The following is a 19,716-nucleotide window of genomic DNA, read 5'->3' on the forward strand; positions in this document are numbered from 1 at the left end:
TGACACTTACTCGGGTTGGACTTTCACCAACTAGCAATTAACGGCTTGCTGGGCACGCGTAAAAGAAAAAAGAGAAGCTTTTGTGAGCCTCTCTTTTTTGGTGAAAACTAAAGTTCATAACGATTATTTTTTCTTCGGTATGATGATCGTAAACTGATAAAAATCTTCGTGTTCTTCTTCTTTTGCATCAAGATTGATGCCGCTGTCGGTCACCATTGATAAAGATTGGCGAATTGTGTTGACGGCAATGCGCATATCTTTGCTGAATGCTTTCCTTTTCGGCTGCGGTTTTTTTTCTGTCATATCAAGCAGCTTTAAGACGCGTTCTTCTGTTTGTTTCACGTTTAAATTTTTATCTATAATTTCAGACAGTAATTTTAATTGTTTTTCAGGCTGCTTAAGCGGAATAAGCGATCGTGCATGACGTTCAGTAATTATTTTATTTAAAAGAGCATCCTGTACTTCCTGGGGAAGCTTAAGAAGGCGGAGCTTATTCGCAACTGTTGATTGTCCTTTTCCTAATCGCTGTGCGAGCGCTTCCTGAGTTAAATTATGCAATTCCAGAAGTTTTCCATATGCTACAGCTTCTTCAATTGGTGAAAGCTCTTCGCGCTGCAAGTTTTCAATCAGAGCGACCGAAGCAGTTTCTTTATCGCTTAGATTCTTTATGATGGCGGGAACTTCCTCCCAGCCAAGCTTTTTCATTGCCCGCCAGCGGCGTTCACCCGCAATGATTTCAAACTGGCCTTGCTCATATTCCCTTATAACAATTGGTTGAATAACACCATGCGTATGGATCGTTCTTGCTAACTCTTCGATTTTTTCATCGACAAAAACAGTTCGGGGTTGAAAGCGGTTCGGAACAATCCGGTCAATGGGAACTTTCTTTATCTCCTCGACTTGATTGCGTTCAACTTGTTCGTCCGCCTGTTCTATGTCAATATGTTCTCCCTTTTCGCCTAGGCCAAAAAGGCGTGAAAAATTAGGCTTCATCACCCTGCACCACCTTTACGAAACTCCCTAATACATATTCTTCATGAAAATGACAATTTCCTGCTAGTATAGTTCCCTTTAAACAAATTATGCCACATTACGAGGAAAAAGTAACTCTATTCTATTGGAGTTTTGTTTGGTGTCCCTGGTTTCCTCGGATACTTCTTCGGGGTCTGCTTTTCTTTGCTGATAATTAGAATATTTCGTTCGCTTCCTTCAACAGGCAGCATAAAGGAATGGACTTCCTTGAGCTTTCCTCCCAAAATATCAAGCGCTTTTTGACCAGCTTCGAGCTCATCGTTGGCACTTGCTGCTTTCATCGCAATAAAAGTTCCGCCAACTTTAACGAGTGGTAAACAGAGCTCGCTTAAGACAGACAGTCTGGCAACAGCTCTTGCCATTACAATATCATAGGCTTCACGATGCTCACTATTCTGTCCGAATGTTTCAGCACGATCATGGATAAAACGAACATCTGCCAAATTTAGCATCTCAGCAAGATGTTCCAAAAAAGTAATCCGTTTGTTTAATGAATCGACAATCGTTACATTTAGATGCGGAAAAACGATTTTTATCGGAATACTTGGAAATCCCGCGCCTGCTCCTACATCACAAATTTTCAGCGGTTCGTTGAAATCCATGTAGAAAGAAGCTGAAATGGAATCAAAAAAATGCTTCAAATAAACTTCCTGCTTATCTGTAATCGCGGTCAAATTCATTTTTTCATTCCATTCAACAAGCACTTGATAATATTTTTCATATTGGTCAAGCTGGTCTTGAGAAAGGTTAACCCCTTTCTCAGCCAGCATTTTTTGAAATTGGTCTGTATTCATGTCAGCGTCCCCTTATATCTATCATTCATTGGAAACCCGGGCGATACGTCCTTGTTGGATATAGACAAGCAAAATAGATATATCTGCAGGATTGACGCCTGAAATCCGAGAGGCTTGAGCAATCGATAACGGCCTTACTTCTTTTAATTTCTGCCGTGCTTCGGTAGCCAAACCTGTTATAGCATCATAGTCAATATTTTCGGGGATTTTCTTGTTTTCCATTTTCTTTAAGCGATCGACTTGCTGAAGTGACTTTTCAATATAGCCTTCATACTTTATTTGAATTTCAACCTGTTCAGTTATATCAAAATCAAGCTCGACATTGCTTGGCGCAAGCTGATCAATCTCGCTATAGGTCATTTCAGGGCGCTTTAGCAGGTCAGAGGCACGAATGCCATCTTTTAATTCGCTTCCCCCGTGGGAGCGGATTAATTCCTGAACTTGTTCATTAGGTTTCAGGATAATCGACTGGAGTCGTTTCTTTTCTGCTTCGATTGCCGCTTTCTTGCGGTTAAACTGCTCATACCGTTCTTGTGTAATTAAGCCAATTTTATATCCGATCTCCGTCAACCGGAGGTCAGCGTTATCGTGGCGGAGCAGCAAGCGGTATTCTGCTCTCGAAGTTAACAGTCTATATGGTTCATTTGTTCCTTTTGTAACCAGATCATCAATCAAAACTCCGATATATGCATCTGACCGGCTTAAAATAACTTCTTCTTCCCCGAGCGCATTTCTCGCAGCATTAATACCGGCCATTAATCCTTGCCCTGCTGCTTCTTCATAACCTGAAGTTCCGTTAATTTGGCCTGCTGTATACAAGTTTTTGATAAGCTTTGTTTCCAATGTCGGCCAGAGCTGAGTAGGTACAATTGAATCATATTCAATCGCATATCCAGGGCGCATCATTTGCACATTTTCCAAACCAGGAATCGTCTTCAGGATTTGAGCCTGCACGTCTTCAGGCAAGCTTGTTGATAAACCTTGAACATAAACTTCTTGAGTGTTTCTGCCTTCCGGTTCCAGGAATATTTGATGACGCGGCTTGTCGTTAAAACGAACGACCTTATCTTCGATGGAAGGGCAATAACGCGGACCTGTGCCTTTTATCATTCCTGAATACATCGGTGAACGATGCAAGTTATTGTCAATCAACTGGTGTGTGTGCTCATTCGTATAAGTTAGCCAGCATGGAAGCTGATCGGTAATATACTTCGTAGTCTCATAAGAAAATGCGCGCGGAGTATCATCTCCCGGCTGAATTTCCGTTTTGCTGTAATCAATTGAATGACTGTTTACCCGCGGAGGTGTCCCCGTTTTAAACCGGACTAAATCAAAGCCAAGCTTCTCAAGATGCTCGGAAAGCTTGATCGATGGCTGCTGATTATTCGGACCACTTGAATATTTCAATTCGCCAAGGATGATTTCGCCGCGTAAAAATGTTCCCGTTGTAATGACAACCGTTTTAGCACGGTAGATCGCGCCTGTTTTTGTGATAATCCCCTTACAAACTCCATCTTCTACAATTAGTTCCTCAACCATTCCTTGAACCAGGGTCATATTCTTTTCATTTTCAATTGTTTTCTTCATTTCTTGCTGATACATGAATTTGTCAGCCTGGGCACGGAGAGCCCGTACGGCTGGACCTTTCCCGGTATTCAGCATTCTCATTTGAACATAAGTTTTATCGATATTTTTGCCCATTTCGCCGCCAAGAGCATCAATTTCGCGGACCACAATTCCTTTAGCAGGGCCGCCGACCGATGGGTTACACGGCATAAAGGCCACCATATCGAGATTGATCGTAATCATTAAGGTTTTCGCACCCATGCGTGCGGCAGCAAGTCCTGCTTCACTGCCTGCATGACCGGCACCAATTACGATAACATCATATTTACCAGCTTCGTATGGCATTTTCGCTGCCTCCTTATTTGTTTATTTTATTCACTTTTTTTCGTATGCTTATAGCCCTCAAATACAGGAACAAACTGTTTTTTAATTGCTTCCGCTGAACGAAACGAACCACGGTTGCTGCCACCAGGGCCAGCCTCTACCTTATTTGCCTAAACAAAATTGAGAGAACAATTGATCGATCAAGCTTTCATGTACGCTGTCACCAATAATTTCACCCAACTGTTCCCATGCTCTTGTTAAGTCGATTTGGACGATATCGATTGGAGTTCCCATTTCGACTCCTTCAATCGCTTCTTCAATCGAATGGAGAGATTGGCCGAGCAAAGCAATATGGCGGGTGTTGGACACATATGTCATATCCCCCGCTTCAATCGAGCCGGCAAAGAAAAGGGAGGCAATCGCCTCTTCCAAATCGTCGACACCTTCATCCTCCAGCAAAGATGTCGTAACGACCTTATGATCATTTGCAAGCTCTTTAATCCTGTCCATATCGATTTTCTGAGGCAGATCCGTTTTATTAATGATCACAATAACATCCATGCCTTCAACTGCTTTGAATATATTTTCATCTTCTGCGGTTAGTTGATCAGAGAAATTCACAACGAGCAGAATTAAATCAGCTTCTTTTAACACTTGGCGGGACCGTTCCACACCAATCTTCTCGACAATATCCTCTGTCTCCCGAATCCCGGCTGTATCGAGCAGCCGCAGCGGCACACCCCTGACATTGACATATTCCTCAATGACATCTCTTGTTGTCCCTGGTATATCGGTAACAATTGCTTTATTTTCATGGACAAGACTGTTCAACAACGAAGACTTCCCGACATTTGGGCGGCCAACGATAACGGTTGAGATGCCTTCCCTTAAAATTTTTCCTTGTTGTGACGTTTGCAGCAGCTTTTGTAGTTCGTCGCGAATATATTGTGCCTTATCCAAAAGCATCACATGGGTCATTTCTTCCACATCGTCGTACTCGGGATAATCTATATTAACTTCCACATGGGCGAGTATCTCCAATATTTCCTGGCGAAGCTTTCTAATCAGCTTCGAAAGCCGCCCCTCCATCTGGCCGAGAGCGACGTTCATTGCCCTGTCCGTTTTGGCACGAATTAAATCCATAACAGCTTCAGCCTGTGACAAATCGATTCGTCCATTAAGAAAGGCCCGCTTTGTAAATTCCCCCGGTTCTGCCAAGCGTGCCCCACTAGTTAAGGCAAGCTGCAAAACCCGATTCACAGAAACGAGACCGCCATGACAATTAATTTCTATTACATCTTCTCTTGTAAATGTTTTAGGACCTCTCATTACAGTGACCATTACTTCCTCTGCAACTTCTTGCGTTTTTGGATCGATAATATGGCCGTAATGGATTGTATGGGAGGCTGCATCAATAATGCGCTTTCCGCCTGGGCTGCGGAATAATTGATCAGTGATCTCGAACGCCTGCTCACCGCTGAGCCGAACAATGGCAATCGCGCCTTCTCCCATCGGGGTCGAAATAGCCGCTATTGTATCAAACTCCATACATCCTCACCCCTTTTCGATAAAACTATATATTAAAAACTGTTTGGTACACTATTTGTCCCAAAGCAACTCATCATTTACCTTTATAACCAATTCTTAAGAATAAATTTCATAAAGCAATTCTTTAACTGAAAAACGAACGGTCATTTAACATTAAGATAATATTATTCGCTTCCTACGGCATACTCCTGTTTATTTAGACAACGTCATTCGTTTTTCGGTTTAGCTTATTACATTGTGAAATTTACTCCTTAAAATAACTAATATACGACAGGCTTTATTTCAAATACAAAAATCTGATGTTTACAGCCGAAAATGTTATCCACAAATTAAGATGGACCATCCTTTATTTTAACTTATCCACATGTGAATAACAATAAAACGAGACATAAATCGATTCCTGCTTAAAAATACCAGAAATCGAATTCCTAAACACAAAAAACTCCCGGACCCGGGAGTTTTTAATGGTTACCTTTTTGTTACACTCTGTTTTTCTTGAGTTACAGGAGAGATAACAATATGACGATGCGGTTCGTTGCCGTCAGAATAAGTTCTGATCCGGTAGTTATTGACTAACGCTGTGTGAATGACTTTCCGTTCATAAGAAGGCATTGGCTCCAAGGCAACATTTTGGCCGGTTCTTAAAGCTTTTTGAGCAAGCCGTTCTGCCAATTGAATCAATGTTTCATTTCTTCTGGTCCGATAGTCTTCAGCGTCAAGCAGGACTGTTAAATATTGATCCGAAAAGCGATTGATAACCAGCTGCGTTAAATATTGTAGTGAATTCAGAGTCTGGCCTCTTTTTCCAATTAACAAAGCAATTTTTTCACCTGATAATATAAACTGGATTTGTTTGCCTTCTCGTATCACTTCGATCTCGATCGCAGCACCCATCTTTTTGCTCACATCAATTAAAAAGGTTTTTGCCTCTTCAATAGGATCAATTTTTACTGTCGCCTTAACAATCGCAGGACGCGACCAAAAAAATCCGAAGACTCCTTTTTTTCCTTCATCCATGATCGTAATATCTATGCGGTCTTTTGAAGTATTTAACTGAGCTAAAGCTGATTCGACTGCTTCGTTGACTGTACGTCCAGTAGCAGTAACTTGTTTCACTTTTTCGCTCCTCCCGCTTTACTGGTCGCAGGAACTTTTTTAAGGTCCGGACCTTTAATAAAATAAGTTTGAACAATCATAAAAATATTACCAACTACCCAATATAGCGATAAAGCTGCCGGAAAGTTAATTGCAAAAACAATGATCATAACAGGCATGATCCAAAGCATCATCGCCATTTGCGGATTTTGGCCTTCCGTACCCGCCATCATTATTTTTTGTTGGATGAATGTAGTCACACCTGCTACTAAAGGCAAAATGTAGTACGGATCTGGTGCGCCGAGGTCAAACCATAAGAAATTGTGCTCCGCGATCTCCCTTGTCCGGGAAATGGCATGATAAAAGCCAATTAAAATCGGCATTTGAATGACCAACGGGAAACAGCCTGCCAGAGGATTAACTCCATGTGCCTGAAACAACGCCATTGTTTCCTGCTGGAGTTTTTGCTGAGTTTTTTGATCCTTTGAGCTGTATTTTTCACGCAGCTTTTGCATCTCAGGTTGCAAAGCCTGCATCGCTTTTGAACTTCTTGTTTGTTTGATCATTAACGGAAGAATCGCCAAACGTATGATTAAAGTAACGAGGATAATCGACATCCCATAGCTTCCGCCGGCAAATTCAGCCATTTTGACAATTAACATTGAGAGCGGATATACAATAAATTCATTCCAAAAGCCTGTGCTTTCAGATGTAATCGGTTGGTTATATTCCGTACAGCCTGTTAAAAGCGCCGTAAGCGCAATCAAACCGGCAAAAAGAAGTATTCGTTTTTTCAACCGTTTTTTCCTCCTAACTGCGCATTATGATAAGCAATATATATTAAGAAAAGCTTTAGCACCAAGGAAACAAGCTTAAAGCCGCTTGCTCCATGATCACAAAGAAGATCTTTGCCTTTTCAAGCAATTGACATAATTTCCGACAATCTGAGCGCTAAAGCTTAACTTGAAACGTATCAAATGGGGAACTTGGGTAATCAAGGACCTTATGCATGTCCCTTTTATGAATCCAAATGTATTCTATCATCTTTTAAGAGGAAATGCCTTTAAAAGGCGGAAAATATTCACTGAAAAAAATTTTATCGTTTTTCATTATAGCCAGCACGGGAGTTTTTCAATACCTTCGCAAGTTTTAACACATGGGTTAAGCTTTTCTTAATTTCATAAAGTTCCATTTCCGAAGTTGGCTTGCGTGCAATAATAACATAATCGTTGCTGCCGAGTATTTCGTCCTGAAACTCTTGAAAAGACTGGCGGATATACCTTTTTACTCGGTTTCTTGTCACCGCGTTGCCAATTTTTTTGCTTACAGATAATCCAATTCGAAAATAAGGTTGTTCAGGTTTTTTCAGCACATAGACAATAAATTGCCGATTGGCAACAGATTTTCCTTTCTGGAAAACTTCCTGAAACTCTTTATTTTTTTTAATGCGAAATTCTTTTTTCATGGTTAAACACCTTCAATCGTAAGTGGATCACTACAGCAACGGCAAAAGCGCTTTAAAGTAAAACTTCATTCGATCGGCGAAGACTACAGCCCGCGCTAATCGAATGAAAGCTTTTCTTTTATGAGAAAAAAGACCACTGACGTTTCAGTGGCCTAAGCAGATAATACTTTTCTTCCCTTCCGGCGGCGGCGGGCAAGGACTTTACGTCCATTTGCTGAGCTCATGCGACTGCGGAATCCGTGAACTTTGCTATGTTTACGTTTATTTGGTTGATAAGTTCTTTTCATTATATGACACCTCCCTGAGGAATGCTGTAAAAGACAGTCTTTCTAATTATATAGACCTTCCCTGAAAATTGTCAACTACCCGGCAAACAAATCTTTTTTTCCTTGTCTATCGAAGAATTTTTTCCTGGTTATTTTTTAACAAACAAAACGCATATGAATATTATTTCCACAAAATAAAAATTTTCATGTTAGTCCACATCCTGCCACATTGTGGATAAAATTCGACAGCTTTTTTATTATCCACAGCACATACTGACAGCTTTTTCACACTATCTTCCGTTGTGGACAATTTTTCTGCACAGGATGTTCCTCTTGTGGATAAAGCTTTAAAAAGCATTGCACCTATTAGGATTATTTGATATTATATTTGTGTTTTCACTCTGAATAAGCGAATGTTGATAATTGTATTATCCACAGGTTGTGGATAATATGTGGACAGGTTATTAAGCGGGTCTGTAAAACTTTGTCCACAGCTAGTGGATATTGTCGAATAACCTCTTTTATTCCTTATTATATATTTTTCCACATCCATAATTTCGTATATTTATAGAATTACGCAATTGTACAGTCTGTACAACCATTCATATTCACAAAATTCAAAAGAGAAGGAGGGATATTCGTTGGAAAATATTGCGGACCTCTGGAACAACGCTCTCGCCAATATTGAAAAAAAAATCAGTAAACCAAGCTTTGATACATGGCTTAAGTCGACGAAAGCCCATTCCCTGCAAGGGGATACATTGACGATAACCGCTCCAAATGAATTTGCCCGTGATTGGCTTGAAGAGCGTTATTCCCAACTGATCTCCGGGATCCTATATGAAATTACCGGAGAAGAGCTCGGGGTTAAGTTTATTATTCCGCAAAATCAAAATGACGCAGAAATAGACTCGCCTCTTCCCCAGAGAAGAACGCTTAAAGATGAAGATCCACCCGAGCTTCCGCAAAATATGCTAAACCCGAAATATACATTTGACACATTTGTAATTGGATCTGGAAACCGATTTGCACATGCTGCCTCACTTGCTGTAGCAGAGGCACCTGCCAAAGCGTATAATCCGCTTTTTATCTATGGTGGAGTGGGACTTGGGAAAACGCATTTAATGCATGCAATCGGCCATTATGTTATCGACCATAATCCGTCAGCTAAGGTCGTTTATTTATCTTCTGAAAAATTTACAAACGAATTTATCAACTCGATCCGGGATAATAAAGCTGTTGATTTTCGCAATAAATACCGAAATGTTGATGTACTGCTGATTGATGATATTCAATTTTTAGCAGGAAAAGAACAAACCCAGGAAGAGTTTTTCCATACTTTTAATACTCTCCATGAAGAAAGCAAACAAATTGTTATCTCAAGTGACCGGCCGCCAAAGGAAATACCTACGCTTGAGGACAGACTGCGTTCAAGGTTCGAATGGGGATTGATTACAGATATTACTCCCCCCGATCTCGAAACGCGGATCGCGATTTTGCGAAAGAAAGCAAAAGCAGAAGGACTTGATATTCCGAACGAAGTTATGCTTTATATCGCCAATCAAATAGATTCGAATATACGGGAACTAGAAGGTGCGCTGATCCGGGTTGTTGCGTATTCATCTCTCATTAACAAAGATATTAATGCGGATCTCGCTGCTGAAGCATTAAAAGATATTATTCCAAGCTCAAAACCGAAAGTAATTACGATTCAGGAGATACAGCGGATTGTCGGTGAACATTACAGTGTAAGGCTTGAAGATTTTAAAGCGAAGAAAAGGACTAAATCTGTCGCATTCCCCAGACAGATTGCCATGTACTTGTCGAGGGAATTGACCGATTTCTCTCTTCCTAAAATAGGCGAAGAGTTTGGCGGAAGAGATCATACAACCGTTATCCATGCTCATGAAAAAATTTCAAAGCTTGTCCAAACAGATGCTACATTGCAGAATCAGATTAAAGAAATCAATAACATGCTGAAAATTTAACCACAGCAGAAACGGGAAATTGTGCATAACTTTTGCTTGTTTACACACAGTCTGTCCACATGTGGATAGACTGTGTTTCCTTAATAATATTGAGTTATCCACATAATCACAGGCCCTACTAGTACTTCTACTAGTTTTTTAATTAAAAATTATATATTTTTTAGAGCTCGAAAATAGCTAAAAACGGAGGATAAAAAAATGCGCTTTATCATTCAACGCGACCGGCTCCTTCAGAGTGTCCAGGACGTTATGAAAGCAGTCACATCGAGGACAACGATTCCGATTTTAACAGGAATAAAAATCGTGGCAACACAGGATGGAGTAACATTAACAGGCAGTGATTCAGATATTTCAATAGAATCATTTATTCCGCATGAGGAAGCGGGAAATGAGAATGTTGAGATTAAACAGACTGGGGCCATCGTTCTTCAAGCCCGCTTCTTCAGTGAAATTGTCAAGAAGCTGCCAACTGCTTCAGTTGAAATTGAAGTGCAAAACCATTTGCAGACTATCATTCGCTCCGGAAAGTCAGAGTTTAACCTTAATGGACTAGATGCAGAAGAATATCCACACCTTCCACAAATTGAGGAAGAAAATATTTTGCGAATTCCTACTGATCTGTTAAAAACAATGATACGCCAAACCATTTTCGCAGTGTCCACCTCAGAAACACGGCCGGTGTTGACAGGTGTAAACTGGAGAGTCGAAAATAATGAACTTACCTGTATTGCAACAGACAGCCATCGTCTTGCATTAAGAAAAGCAAAAGTTGATGCGGAAAACAACGGCAATTACAATGTTGTCATTCCAGGGAAAAGCTTGAACGAGTTAAGCAAAATTTTAGACGACCATAACGAACCGATCGAGATCGTCATTACTGAAAACCAGGTTTTGTTTAAAGCAAAACATCTATTGTTTTTTTCGAGATTGCTCGAAGGAAACTATCCGGATACTTCCCGGTTAATTCCTGATGAAAGCAAAACAGATGTAGTGATAAATACAAAGGATTTTTTGCAAGCAATTGACCGTGCAGCGCTGCTTGCCAGAGATGGCAGAAATAACGTAGTCAAATTTTCTACTTTAGAAAGCAGCTACGTTGAGATTTCTTCCAACACGCCTGAAATCGGGAACGTCGTTGAAGAAGTTCAAACGCAAACGATAGAGGGAGAAGAATTGAAAATCTCCTTTAGTGCAAAATACATGATGGATGCTCTTAAAGCTCTGGAAGGAACAGAAATTAAAGTCAGCTTTACTGGAGCGATGCGGCCATTTTTCATTCGCCCGATCAACGATGAATCGATTCTGCAGCTGATCCTTCCCGTCAGAACATATTAATTTTATTAAACGGCCCGAAAGATTTATTCTTTCGGGTATCTTTTTTTCTCCGGCCGGAATAGACATTAATGGTTGAGTAAAAAATGAAAATACAGATATAATATTACTTTTCTTTGTCTATTGTTCTGTTTTTTAGTAAAATAAAGTATTAGATACTAATTACGAAAGAGTGACGTGATGGCAAACCAAATTAAAATTGATACGGACTATATTACGTTAAGTCAATTTTTAAAGTTAGCTGAAGTGATCCAAACCGGCGGAATGGCGAAATGGTTTTTAAGTGAGCATGCAGTATATGTGAATGGTGAATTAGACCAGCGGAGAGGCCGGAAATTGCGTAATGGGGATGAAATCCATATTCCAAATGTCGGTGATTTTATCGTTACGCATTAACTAAAGGATGAAGCGTTCATGCATATAGAGCAATTGTTTTTAAAGAATTACCGCAATTATGAAGACTTGGAGGCTCACTTTGAAAATAAAGTGAACGTGATTCTTGGTGAAAATGCCCAAGGAAAGACAAATGTGATGGAATCGATTTACGTTTTAGCGATGGCTAAATCGCATCGGACGTCAAATGATAAAGAACTTATTCGCTGGGACGAAGATTATGCTAAAATAGAAGGTAGGATAAAAAAAAATCATGGATCCCTGCCGATTCAGTTGGTCGTTTCAAAAAAAGGAAAAAAAGCCAAAGTAAACCATATTGAGCAGCGGAAATTAAGCCAATACGTTGGGAATATGAATGTTGTCATGTTCGCGCCTGAAGATCTCCATTTAGTGAAAGGGAGCCCTCAAATAAGGCGTCGTTTTATTGATATGGAGATCGGCCAGGTGTCTCCTGTTTATTTACATGAGGTTGGACAATTTTTAAAAATTCTCCAGCAGCGAAATCATTATTTAAAGCTTTTACAAACAAGGAAACAAACAGATGAAACGATGCTGGACATTTTAACCGAGCAATTTATTGAAATGGCAGTCCGGATTATTCATAAGAGATTCGCATATACGAGAATGCTTGAAGAGTGGGCACAGCCGATTCATGCAGGGATATCAAGAAATTTAGAATCCTTGAAGATTATGTATAAGCCCTCGGTTGAAGTATCAGAAGGACAGGATTTGTCGAAAATGGTAACAGCCTTTGAAGAAAAGTTTGTTAAAATAAAGAAAAGAGAAATTGAACGGGGAGTTTCACTGTTTGGACCTCACCGGGACGATTTGCTTTTTTTTGTTAATGACCGCGATGTCCAAACTTTCGGTTCTCAAGGGCAGCAAAGAACGACAGCTTTATCGGTCAAACTGGCGGAAATTGAATTGATTCATTCGGAAATTGGTGAATATCCAATTCTTTTGTTGGATGATGTGTTATCGGAATTGGATGATTATCGCCAATCTCATTTGTTGAATACGATTCAAGGAAAAGTCCAGACTTTTGTGACAACAACAAGCGTTGAAGGAATTGACCATCAGACGTTAAAAGAAGCTTCCACCTACAAAGTAGAAGCCGGAGTAATAAATCGGGTTCAATGAGGTGAGAAAAATATGTACCTTCATGTCGGTGAAGATATTCTTGTCAGAACAAAAGACATCATCGCAATATTGGATAAAGAGAGCATTAATTCCCCCGGTATGGGAGAATTTCTTCAACAAAAAGGCGAAAATGTCATGAATCTTTCCAAAGGTCCATTTAAATCAATCGTGATAACGGATGAAAGGATTTACTACTCCCCTCTTGCCTCCGGAACGCTGAAGAAACGCTCTCAAAAATTATCAGTCCACGAATTTTAAAATAACAGATTGGCCCTTGTTGAAACGGGTTGATTTTATAAATAGATAAGTGAAATTGTAGGAATGCAAATGGAAAGTGTAGGTGATCGATGTGGCTATGGAACAAAAGGCAGTGCAAGAACAAGCATATGATGAGAACCAAATACAAGTATTAGAAGGTCTTGAAGCCGTTCGCAAACGGCCAGGCATGTACATCGGGTCAACAAGTCAAAAGGGGCTTCACCATCTTGTATGGGAAATCGTTGATAATAGTATTGATGAAGCATTAGCCGGTTATTGTACAGAAATTAATGTCACTATCGAAACAGATAATAGCATTACTGTTGTAGATAACGGTCGGGGTATTCCAGTCGGAATTCATGAAAAAATGGGAAGGCCTGCAGTCGAGGTAATTATGACCGTTCTTCATGCCGGGGGAAAATTCGGCGGCGGCGGCTATAAGGTTTCAGGAGGGCTGCATGGTGTAGGTGCATCTGTCGTTAACGCCCTGTCTACCGTTCTCGAGGTGTTTGTCCATCGCGACGGGAAAATTCATTACCAAAAATTTGAACGCGGCGCTGTACACGACGAGTTAAAAGTAATTGACGAAACTGATCGAACCGGTACGACCGTTCATTTTAAGCCGGATCCCCAGATTTTTACCGAAACGCTTGAATATGACTATGACACGCTTGCAAACCGTCTTCGCGAGCTTGCCTTTTTAAACAGGGGGCTTACGATTACGATTGAAGACAAACGCGCTGAAAATAAAAGAAACGAGTATTTTTATGAAGGCGGAATAAAGTCTTATGTGGAACATTTAAACCGAACAAAAGAAGTGCTTCATGAAGAGCCAATCTACATTGAAGGAGAAAAAGACGGGATTACCATTGAAGTTTCCCTCCAGTATAATGATGGCTATACGAGCAATATTTATTCATTTGCCAATAATATTCATACGTATGAAGGCGGCACGCATGAATCCGGCTTCAAAACGGCCTTAACAAGAGTGATAAATGACTATGCCAGAAAACAAAATGTATTTAAGGACAATGATGATAACCTTTCCGGTGAAGATGTGAGAGAAGGCATCACCGCGATTGTTTCTGTTAAGCATCCCGATCCACAATTCGAGGGCCAGACAAAAACAAAGCTAGGAAATTCAGAAGTACGAGCTGTAACCGATACAACATTTGCCGATCATTTCGGGTCCTTTTTATTAGAAAACCCGTCGGTAGCACGAAAAATTGTTGAAAAAGGTTTAATGGCTGCACGGGCGAGGCTTGCAGCTAAAAAGGCAAGAGAGCTGACACGAAGGAAAAGTGCTCTGGAAGTCTCAAGTCTTCCTGGTAAATTGGCGGATTGTTCGTCAAAGGATCCTGCGATTAGTGAGCTGTACATTGTTGAGGGTGACTCTGCGGGAGGATCAGCAAAACAAGGGAGGGATCGCCACTTCCAGGCGATTTTGCCGCTGCGTGGAAAGATTTTGAACGTAGAAAAGGCACGGCTCGATAAGATTCTCTCCAACAATGAAGTGAGAGCAATCATTACGGCGATCGGGACCGGAATAGGAGAAGATTTTGATATTTCAAAAGCCCGTTACCATAAAGTTGTGATTATGACAGATGCCGATGTTGATGGCGCCCATATCAGAACCTTATTATTGACGTTTTTCTATCGATATATGAGACAAATTCTTGAAGCTGGCTATATTTATATTGCTCAGCCGCCCCTTTATAAAATTCAGCAGGGCAAGCGAGTTGAGTATGTTTATAATGATCGTCAACTTGATGCAGTTTTAGAAAACATGCCAGGCCAGCCTAAGCCGGGTATTCAGCGCTATAAAGGTCTTGGAGAAATGAATGCTGACCAGCTTTGGGAAACAACAATGGATCCTTCAGTACGGACTTTGCTGCAAGTGAATCTTGAGGATGCAATTGAAGCTGATGAAACGTTCGAAATACTCATGGGTGATAAAGTTGAACCACGGCGAAATTTTATTGAAGAAAATGCCGTTTATGTTAAAAATTTAGATATTTAAGACTTAGTTTAAATGAAGTTCAGATTGTCGGGACCCGTTTTGCAGTGCTAGCTCATGGGATGCCAGCTAACAACGGGTCGGCACTCCCCTTTTCATGGTTTTAACAGTATAGAACGATCACCAGGATAGATGGACAAATCGTCTATCCTGCTTTTAATCTTTACCGATTTTTTGTGGCAATCTGAGTAAATTTCACAACTGTAAATAAGCTAAATCGAAAAACGAATGAAGTTGTCTAAATACAGCAGCATGCTGTAGGACGAAGCATATTATCTTAATTTTAAATAATTGTTCGTTGTTCAATTACAGAATTGTTTTATGAAATACATTCAATCTATATAAACTCAGGGATATTTATTAGTCAAGATGTCCCCGGTTCTTTTAAAAAGGAGGCTTCCGCAAATGGCTGAGACGCCTAATCCCAGTATTAAAGAAATAAATATTAGCCAGGAAATGCGTACATCTTTTTTAGATTACGCAATGAGTGTTATCGTTTCCCGTGCCCTTCCTGATGTTCGTGACGGATTAAAGCCAGTCCATCGCCGTATTCTTTACGCCATGCACGATCTCGGCATGCACTCGGATAAACCGTATAAAAAATCAGCCCGTATTGTCGGAGACGTTCTCGGTAAGTATCACCCTCATGGTGACTCATCCGTGTATGACGCAATGGTCAGGATGGCTCAGGATTTCAACTACCGATATATGCTTGTAGATGGACATGGTAACTTTGGGTCTGTAGATGGTGATTCCGCTGCCGCGATGCGTTACACGGAAGCAAGAATGTCTAAGATTTCAATGGAATTGCTGCGGGATATTAATAAAGACACAATTGATTATCAAGATAACTACGATGGTTCAGAAAGAGAACCGGTCGTTCTTCCTTCGCGTTTCCCGAACTTATTAATCAATGGTACTTCCGGAATTGCAGTTGGAATGGCAACAAATATTCCCCCTCACCAGCTAGGTGAAATCATTGACGGTGTCCTTGCCTTAACTAAGGACGAGGATATTACGATCCAAGAGTTGATGGAGTTTATTCCGGGTCCGGATTTCCCTACGGCCGGACTCATATTGGGCCGGAGTGGTATCCGAAAAGCATATGAAACAGGGAGAGGCTCAATCACTCTCCGGGCAAAGGTAGAAATTGAACAAAAAGCAAATGGCAAGGAAGTTATAATTGTCAACGAAATTCCTTACCAGGTGAATAAGGCAAGATTAATTGAAAAAATTGCCGAGCTTGTCCGCGATAAAAGGATTGATGGCATTACAGATCTGCGTGATGAGTCAGACAGAAATGGAATGCGGATTGTCATGGAAGTCCGCAGAGACGCCAATGCAAATGTATTGCTTAATAATTTATACAAGCAAACTGCCCTGCAAACGAGCTTTGGTATCAACCTATTGGCCCTTGTCGACGGTCAGCCGAAAGTATTAAATTTAAAGCAAGCTCTTTCACATTACTTAGACCATCAAAAAGTGGTTATACGAAGAAGAACCGAGTTCGAACTTCGTAAAGCAGAGGCGCGTGCTCATATTTTAGAGGGCTTGCGGATCGCGCTTGATCACCTTGATGAAGTAATCAACCTAATCAGGAGCTCGCAAACGGCAGAAGCAGCTCGTACGGGCCTGATGGAAAGCTTTGATTTATCAGAAAAACAGGCACAGGCGATTTTAGATATGCGTCTGCAGCGTTTAACCGGTTTGGAAAGAGAAAAAATAGAAGAAGAATATAATGGGCTTGTTCAGCTTATTGCTGAATTAAAAGCTGTTCTCGGCGATGAAGAAAAAGTGCTTGAAATTATCCGTGAAGAATTAACGGAAATTAAAGAGCGTTTTAACGATAAACGCCGTACGGAAATTGTTTCAGGCGGAATTGAGTTTATTGAAGATGAAGACCTCATTCCCCAGGAGAATATTGTTGTAACAATTACGCATAATGGTTATGTAAAGCGCCTTCCTGTATCTACTTACCGGTCGCAAAAACGGGGTGGCCGGGGAATACAAGGAATGGGAACGAATGAAGATGATTTTGTAGAGCATCTAATTTCGACATCGACTCACGATACATTGCTGTTCTTTACAAATAAAGGTAAAGTATATCGTGCAAAAGGATATGAAATACCCGAATTCAGCCGGACAGCGAAAGGGATTCCAATCATAAACCTGCTTGGAGTCGATAAGGGAGAATGGGTAAATGCGATTATCCCGGTTGCAGAGTTTGTCGATGACTGGTTCTTATTTTTCACAACAAAAGAAGGTATATCGAAACGTTCTCCGTTAACTTCATTTGCCCATATCCGAAATAACGGTTTGATTGCTTTGAATCTTCGTGAAGGCGATGAGCTAATTTCCGTTCGCTTGACCGATGGAAGCAAAGAGATCATCATCGGGACGAAAAAAGGCATGTTGATTCGTTTCCCTGAAACAGATGTTCGCTCGATGGGCAGAACCGCAACAGGAGTAAAAGGAATCAACATCGATAAAGATGATGAAGTTGTTGGGATGGAAGTGCTTGAAGAGAAAAGCCAAATTTTGATCGTTACGAAAAATGGTTACGGAAAGCGAACTCCTGCTGAAGAGTATCGTGTTCAAGGTAGAGGCGGCAAAGGGATAAAAACATGCAATGTAACAGAGAAAAATGGAAACCTCGTATCAATGAAGGCTGTTACAGGTGAAGAAGATCTCATGTTGATCACTACATCAGGTGTGCTGATCCGTATCGATGTAAACGGCATTTCAACGATGGGCCGGAACACGCAAGGAGTCAAGCTTATTCGGTTAGAAGGAAATGAAAATGATATTGTTGCAACAGTAGCAAAAGTTGAAAAGGAAGAAGAAAAAGCTGCTGTTGAAGAAGATACTGAGATTCTAGATGATAATATCGACGTTGTTGCAACGTCAGAAGAGAAAGATTCAGAATAATTAATTGGGAGGGACACATTTTGTGTTCCTCTTTTTTGGGAAAATAAAGTAAAATAGAAATAAAAAAAAGAATTTTTAATCCGGGGTGGGAAAACGGTGCGCGTAAAAATAGAAGAATTAAAAGAAGGCTGCATTCTTTCAACAGATGTTTTTAGCAGGACAAACCGTCCGGTGTTAGCAAAAAAAACAATCTTGACAGAACAGTTGATCGAAATCTTAAAGATCTATTTGATTAAGGATGTTGTTGTCGAAAGAATTCTCGCTACTGGCAAGCCGTTTATCCCAGCTGGGATAGTGGAAGATGAGGAAGGTCAGCATAGCCCAAACATATTGAGTGAAGAGAACGGTCCATCCCTCAATCAATTATATTTAAATGCAGTCCAGGAATACAAAAAAGAATATATCTCCTGGCAATCAGGAATGCCGATAAAGATAGCACGAGTCCGGGAAATCCTCTTGCCGCTGCTCGATGCTGCCGAGAAAAGTATTGCCGATATATTTAATCTTCATCACTTCTCTATGAAGAATGAATACCTTTACCAGCATTCGATCGCAGTCGGCATCCTGTCTGGATTTATTGCGAAACGAATGAATTATGATAAAGGGGATATTATTCAAGTCGCTTTGGCTGGCTTTTTGGCTGATTGCGGGATGGCAAAACTCAGCACGAAAATTATTAATAAACAAACTTCTTTAACTGTTGAAGAATTTGAAGATATCAAAGAACATCCTAACCTTAGCTATAAAATGGTTCAGAATGTCCCACTTTTAAGAGAAGCCACAAAGCTGGCTATTGTCCAACATCATGAACGATTGGATGGAAGCGGATATCCTTTCGGAGAAAAAGAAGATAAAATCCATCCTTTCGCAAAAATCATTGGATTGGCCGATACTTTTCATGCAATGACATCGGAACGGTTTTATAAGCGAAAGCTTTCGCCGTTTAAAGTGCTGGAAATGATCTCCGAGGATCAATTTGGAAAGTTCGATTTAAAAGTTTTGAAAGCATTAAGTTCCGGCTTTATGAATTTCTCAACAGGAAGCAAGATTAAGCTCTCTAATGGCCAGCAGGCAGAAATTTTATTTATCGAAGAGACAGCACCAACCCGGCCATTAATAAGAATTTTGGAAACGGATGAAATTATCCACCTAAGCAAGCACAGGCAGGTTTTCATAGAAGAAATCGTTACATCGGCTGAGTAATATGACTTAGCCGATTTTTTTTGTGTAAGAAACTTATTAACCTAAAGTGAACAACAAAACGGCAGCAAAGCAATTCCTTAATTGAAAAACGAACAGTTATTTAAAATTAAGAAGTATATTTGTTTTCTACGACATACTTCTGTATATCCAGACAACTTCATTCGTTTTTCGGTTTAGCTTATTACATTGTGAAATTGACTCAAGTAAAAAATAAAAAGTTCACAAATACCCTTGCCACAAACATAATAGGCTGGTATAATCATTCAAGTCAGCAATAATAACTAATGCTAAATAATTTATCTTAGAGTATGAGTAAAATGTTTGTAGGAGAAGAATTTCCCTTCTCATCCAGATAATGGCGTAGCCG

16 protein-coding genes are annotated in these 19,716 nt (G+C 40.3%); 8 read left to right on the forward strand and 8 right to left on the reverse strand.

All coding sequences use genetic code 11. The annotated features are described in order from the left end of the window. Nucleotides 1-123: 123 nt before the first annotated feature. The 8 genes from noc to rpmH all read right to left on the reverse strand — a co-directional run bounded on the left by noc (nucleotide 124) and on the right by rpmH (nucleotide 8,111). Entirely contained in the window at nucleotides 124-993 is an 870-nt protein-coding gene (noc, locus tag CU635_RS09295) for a nucleoid occlusion protein (protein ID WP_101577093.1), read from the reverse strand. A 116-nt stretch (nucleotides 994-1,109) separates the two neighbouring features. After that, complete coding sequence (gene rsmG / locus CU635_RS09300) at nucleotides 1,110-1,826, reverse strand: 16S rRNA (guanine(527)-N(7))-methyltransferase RsmG (RefSeq protein ID WP_101577094.1); 717 nt, start codon at nucleotides 1,824-1,826, stop codon at nucleotides 1,110-1,112. A gap of 21 nt (nucleotides 1,827-1,847) precedes the next feature. After that, nucleotides 1,848-3,737 carry a tRNA uridine-5-carboxymethylaminomethyl(34) synthesis enzyme MnmG gene (gene mnmG, locus CU635_RS09305; RefSeq protein ID WP_101577095.1) on the reverse strand — a complete coding sequence of 630 codons (1,890 nt, stop codon included), beginning with the start codon at nucleotides 3,735-3,737 and terminating at the stop codon, nucleotides 1,848-1,850. A gap of 141 nt (nucleotides 3,738-3,878) precedes the next feature. Beyond that, nucleotides 3,879-5,264: a tRNA uridine-5-carboxymethylaminomethyl(34) synthesis GTPase MnmE gene (gene mnmE / locus CU635_RS09310; protein WP_101577096.1), complete on the reverse strand. Its 1,386-nt coding sequence runs from the start codon at nucleotides 5,262-5,264 to the stop codon at nucleotides 3,879-3,881. Between the two features lie 468 nt (nucleotides 5,265-5,732). After that, a complete protein-coding gene (gene jag / locus CU635_RS09315) occupies nucleotides 5,733-6,380 on the reverse strand; it encodes an RNA-binding cell elongation regulator Jag/EloR (protein WP_101577097.1) in 648 nt (215 codons plus the stop codon). Beyond that, nucleotides 6,377-7,156: a YidC family membrane integrase SpoIIIJ gene (gene spoIIIJ, locus CU635_RS09320; protein ID WP_101577098.1), complete on the reverse strand. Its 780-nt coding sequence runs from the start codon at nucleotides 7,154-7,156 to the stop codon at nucleotides 6,377-6,379. Before spoIIIJ ends, jag begins: the two co-directional genes overlap by 4 nt. A 299-nt stretch (nucleotides 7,157-7,455) precedes the next feature. Further along, on the reverse strand, nucleotides 7,456-7,824 hold the full coding sequence (rnpA, locus tag CU635_RS09325) for a ribonuclease P protein component (protein WP_101577099.1): 369 nt from the start codon (nucleotides 7,822-7,824) through the stop codon (nucleotides 7,456-7,458). A 152-nt stretch (nucleotides 7,825-7,976) separates the two neighbouring features. Further along, nucleotides 7,977-8,111 (reverse strand): 50S ribosomal protein L34, encoded by a 135-nt coding sequence (rpmH, locus tag CU635_RS09330; protein ID WP_066059809.1) that lies wholly within the window; start codon nucleotides 8,109-8,111, stop codon nucleotides 7,977-7,979. Between the two features lie 620 nt (nucleotides 8,112-8,731). On the opposite strand from rpmH, the gene dnaA reads away from it, so the two are divergent. From dnaA to CU635_RS09370, 8 genes are all read left to right on the forward strand, one after another. Continuing rightward, a complete protein-coding gene (dnaA, locus tag CU635_RS09335) occupies nucleotides 8,732-10,078 on the forward strand; it encodes a chromosomal replication initiator protein DnaA (protein ID WP_219620146.1) in 1,347 nt (448 codons plus the stop codon). Between the two features lie 198 nt (nucleotides 10,079-10,276). Next, a complete protein-coding gene (dnaN, locus tag CU635_RS09340) occupies nucleotides 10,277-11,413 on the forward strand; it encodes a DNA polymerase III subunit beta (RefSeq protein ID WP_101577100.1) in 1,137 nt (378 codons plus the stop codon). A gap of 177 nt (nucleotides 11,414-11,590) precedes the next feature. Beyond that, complete coding sequence (yaaA, locus tag CU635_RS09345) at nucleotides 11,591-11,806, forward strand: S4 domain-containing protein YaaA (RefSeq protein WP_101577101.1); 216 nt, start codon at nucleotides 11,591-11,593, stop codon at nucleotides 11,804-11,806. A gap of 18 nt (nucleotides 11,807-11,824) precedes the next feature. Next, entirely contained in the window at nucleotides 11,825-12,943 is a 1,119-nt protein-coding gene (gene recF, locus CU635_RS09350) for a DNA replication/repair protein RecF (protein WP_101577102.1), read from the forward strand. 12 nt (nucleotides 12,944-12,955) lie between these two features. After that, entirely contained in the window at nucleotides 12,956-13,201 is a 246-nt protein-coding gene (gene remB, locus CU635_RS09355) for an extracellular matrix regulator RemB (RefSeq protein ID WP_101577103.1), read from the forward strand. Nucleotides 13,202-13,298: 97 nt separating this feature from the next. Beyond that, the gene (gyrB, locus tag CU635_RS09360; RefSeq protein ID WP_101577104.1) at nucleotides 13,299-15,221 is read left to right on the forward strand and encodes a DNA topoisomerase (ATP-hydrolyzing) subunit B; all 1,923 of its coding nucleotides are present in this window, start codon (nucleotides 13,299-13,301) and stop codon (nucleotides 15,219-15,221) included. Nucleotides 15,222-15,623: 402 nt separating this feature from the next. Continuing rightward, nucleotides 15,624-18,146, forward strand: a complete 2,523-nt coding sequence (gyrA, locus tag CU635_RS09365; RefSeq protein ID WP_101577105.1) for a DNA gyrase subunit A — start codon at nucleotides 15,624-15,626, stop codon at nucleotides 18,144-18,146. A gap of 96 nt (nucleotides 18,147-18,242) precedes the next feature. Beyond that, entirely contained in the window at nucleotides 18,243-19,349 is a 1,107-nt protein-coding gene (locus tag CU635_RS09370; RefSeq protein ID WP_101577106.1) for an HD-GYP domain-containing protein, read from the forward strand. The last annotated feature ends 367 nt before the right edge of the window (nucleotides 19,350-19,716 follow it).

Origin of the sequence: Bacillus canaveralius, assembly GCF_002860125.1 — a bacterium.
GTDB classification, from domain to species: Bacteria; Bacillota; Bacilli; order Bacillales; family Cytobacillaceae; genus Bacillus_BJ; species Bacillus_BJ canaveralius.

Bases quoted from the DNA above. Each gene is read 5' to 3' on its own strand.
- rsmG (WP_101577094.1), bottom strand. From the start codon at position 1,826: ATGAATACAGACCAATTTCAAAAAATGCTGGCTGAGAAAGGGGTTAAC.
- noc (WP_101577093.1), bottom strand. From the start codon at position 993: ATGAAGCCTAATTTTTCACGCCTTTTTGGCCTAGGCGAAAAGGGAGAA.
- gyrB (WP_101577104.1), top strand. From the start codon at position 13,299: ATGGAACAAAAGGCAGTGCAAGAACAAGCATATGATGAGAACCAAATA.
- rnpA (WP_101577099.1), bottom strand. From the start codon at position 7,824: ATGAAAAAAGAATTTCGCATTAAAAAAAATAAAGAGTTTCAGGAAGTT.
- mnmG (WP_101577095.1), bottom strand. From the start codon at position 3,737: ATGCCATACGAAGCTGGTAAATATGATGTTATCGTAATTGGTGCCGGT.
- rpmH (WP_066059809.1), bottom strand. From the start codon at position 8,111: ATGAAAAGAACTTATCAACCAAATAAACGTAAACATAGCAAAGTTCAC.
- yaaA (WP_101577101.1), top strand. From the start codon at position 11,591: ATGGCAAACCAAATTAAAATTGATACGGACTATATTACGTTAAGTCAA.
- recF (WP_101577102.1), top strand. From the start codon at position 11,825: ATGCATATAGAGCAATTGTTTTTAAAGAATTACCGCAATTATGAAGAC.
- remB (WP_101577103.1), top strand. From the start codon at position 12,956: ATGTACCTTCATGTCGGTGAAGATATTCTTGTCAGAACAAAAGACATC.
- dnaN (WP_101577100.1), top strand. From the start codon at position 10,277: ATGCGCTTTATCATTCAACGCGACCGGCTCCTTCAGAGTGTCCAGGAC.
- mnmE (WP_101577096.1), bottom strand. From the start codon at position 5,264: ATGGAGTTTGATACAATAGCGGCTATTTCGACCCCGATGGGAGAAGGC.
- gyrA (WP_101577105.1), top strand. From the start codon at position 15,624: ATGGCTGAGACGCCTAATCCCAGTATTAAAGAAATAAATATTAGCCAG.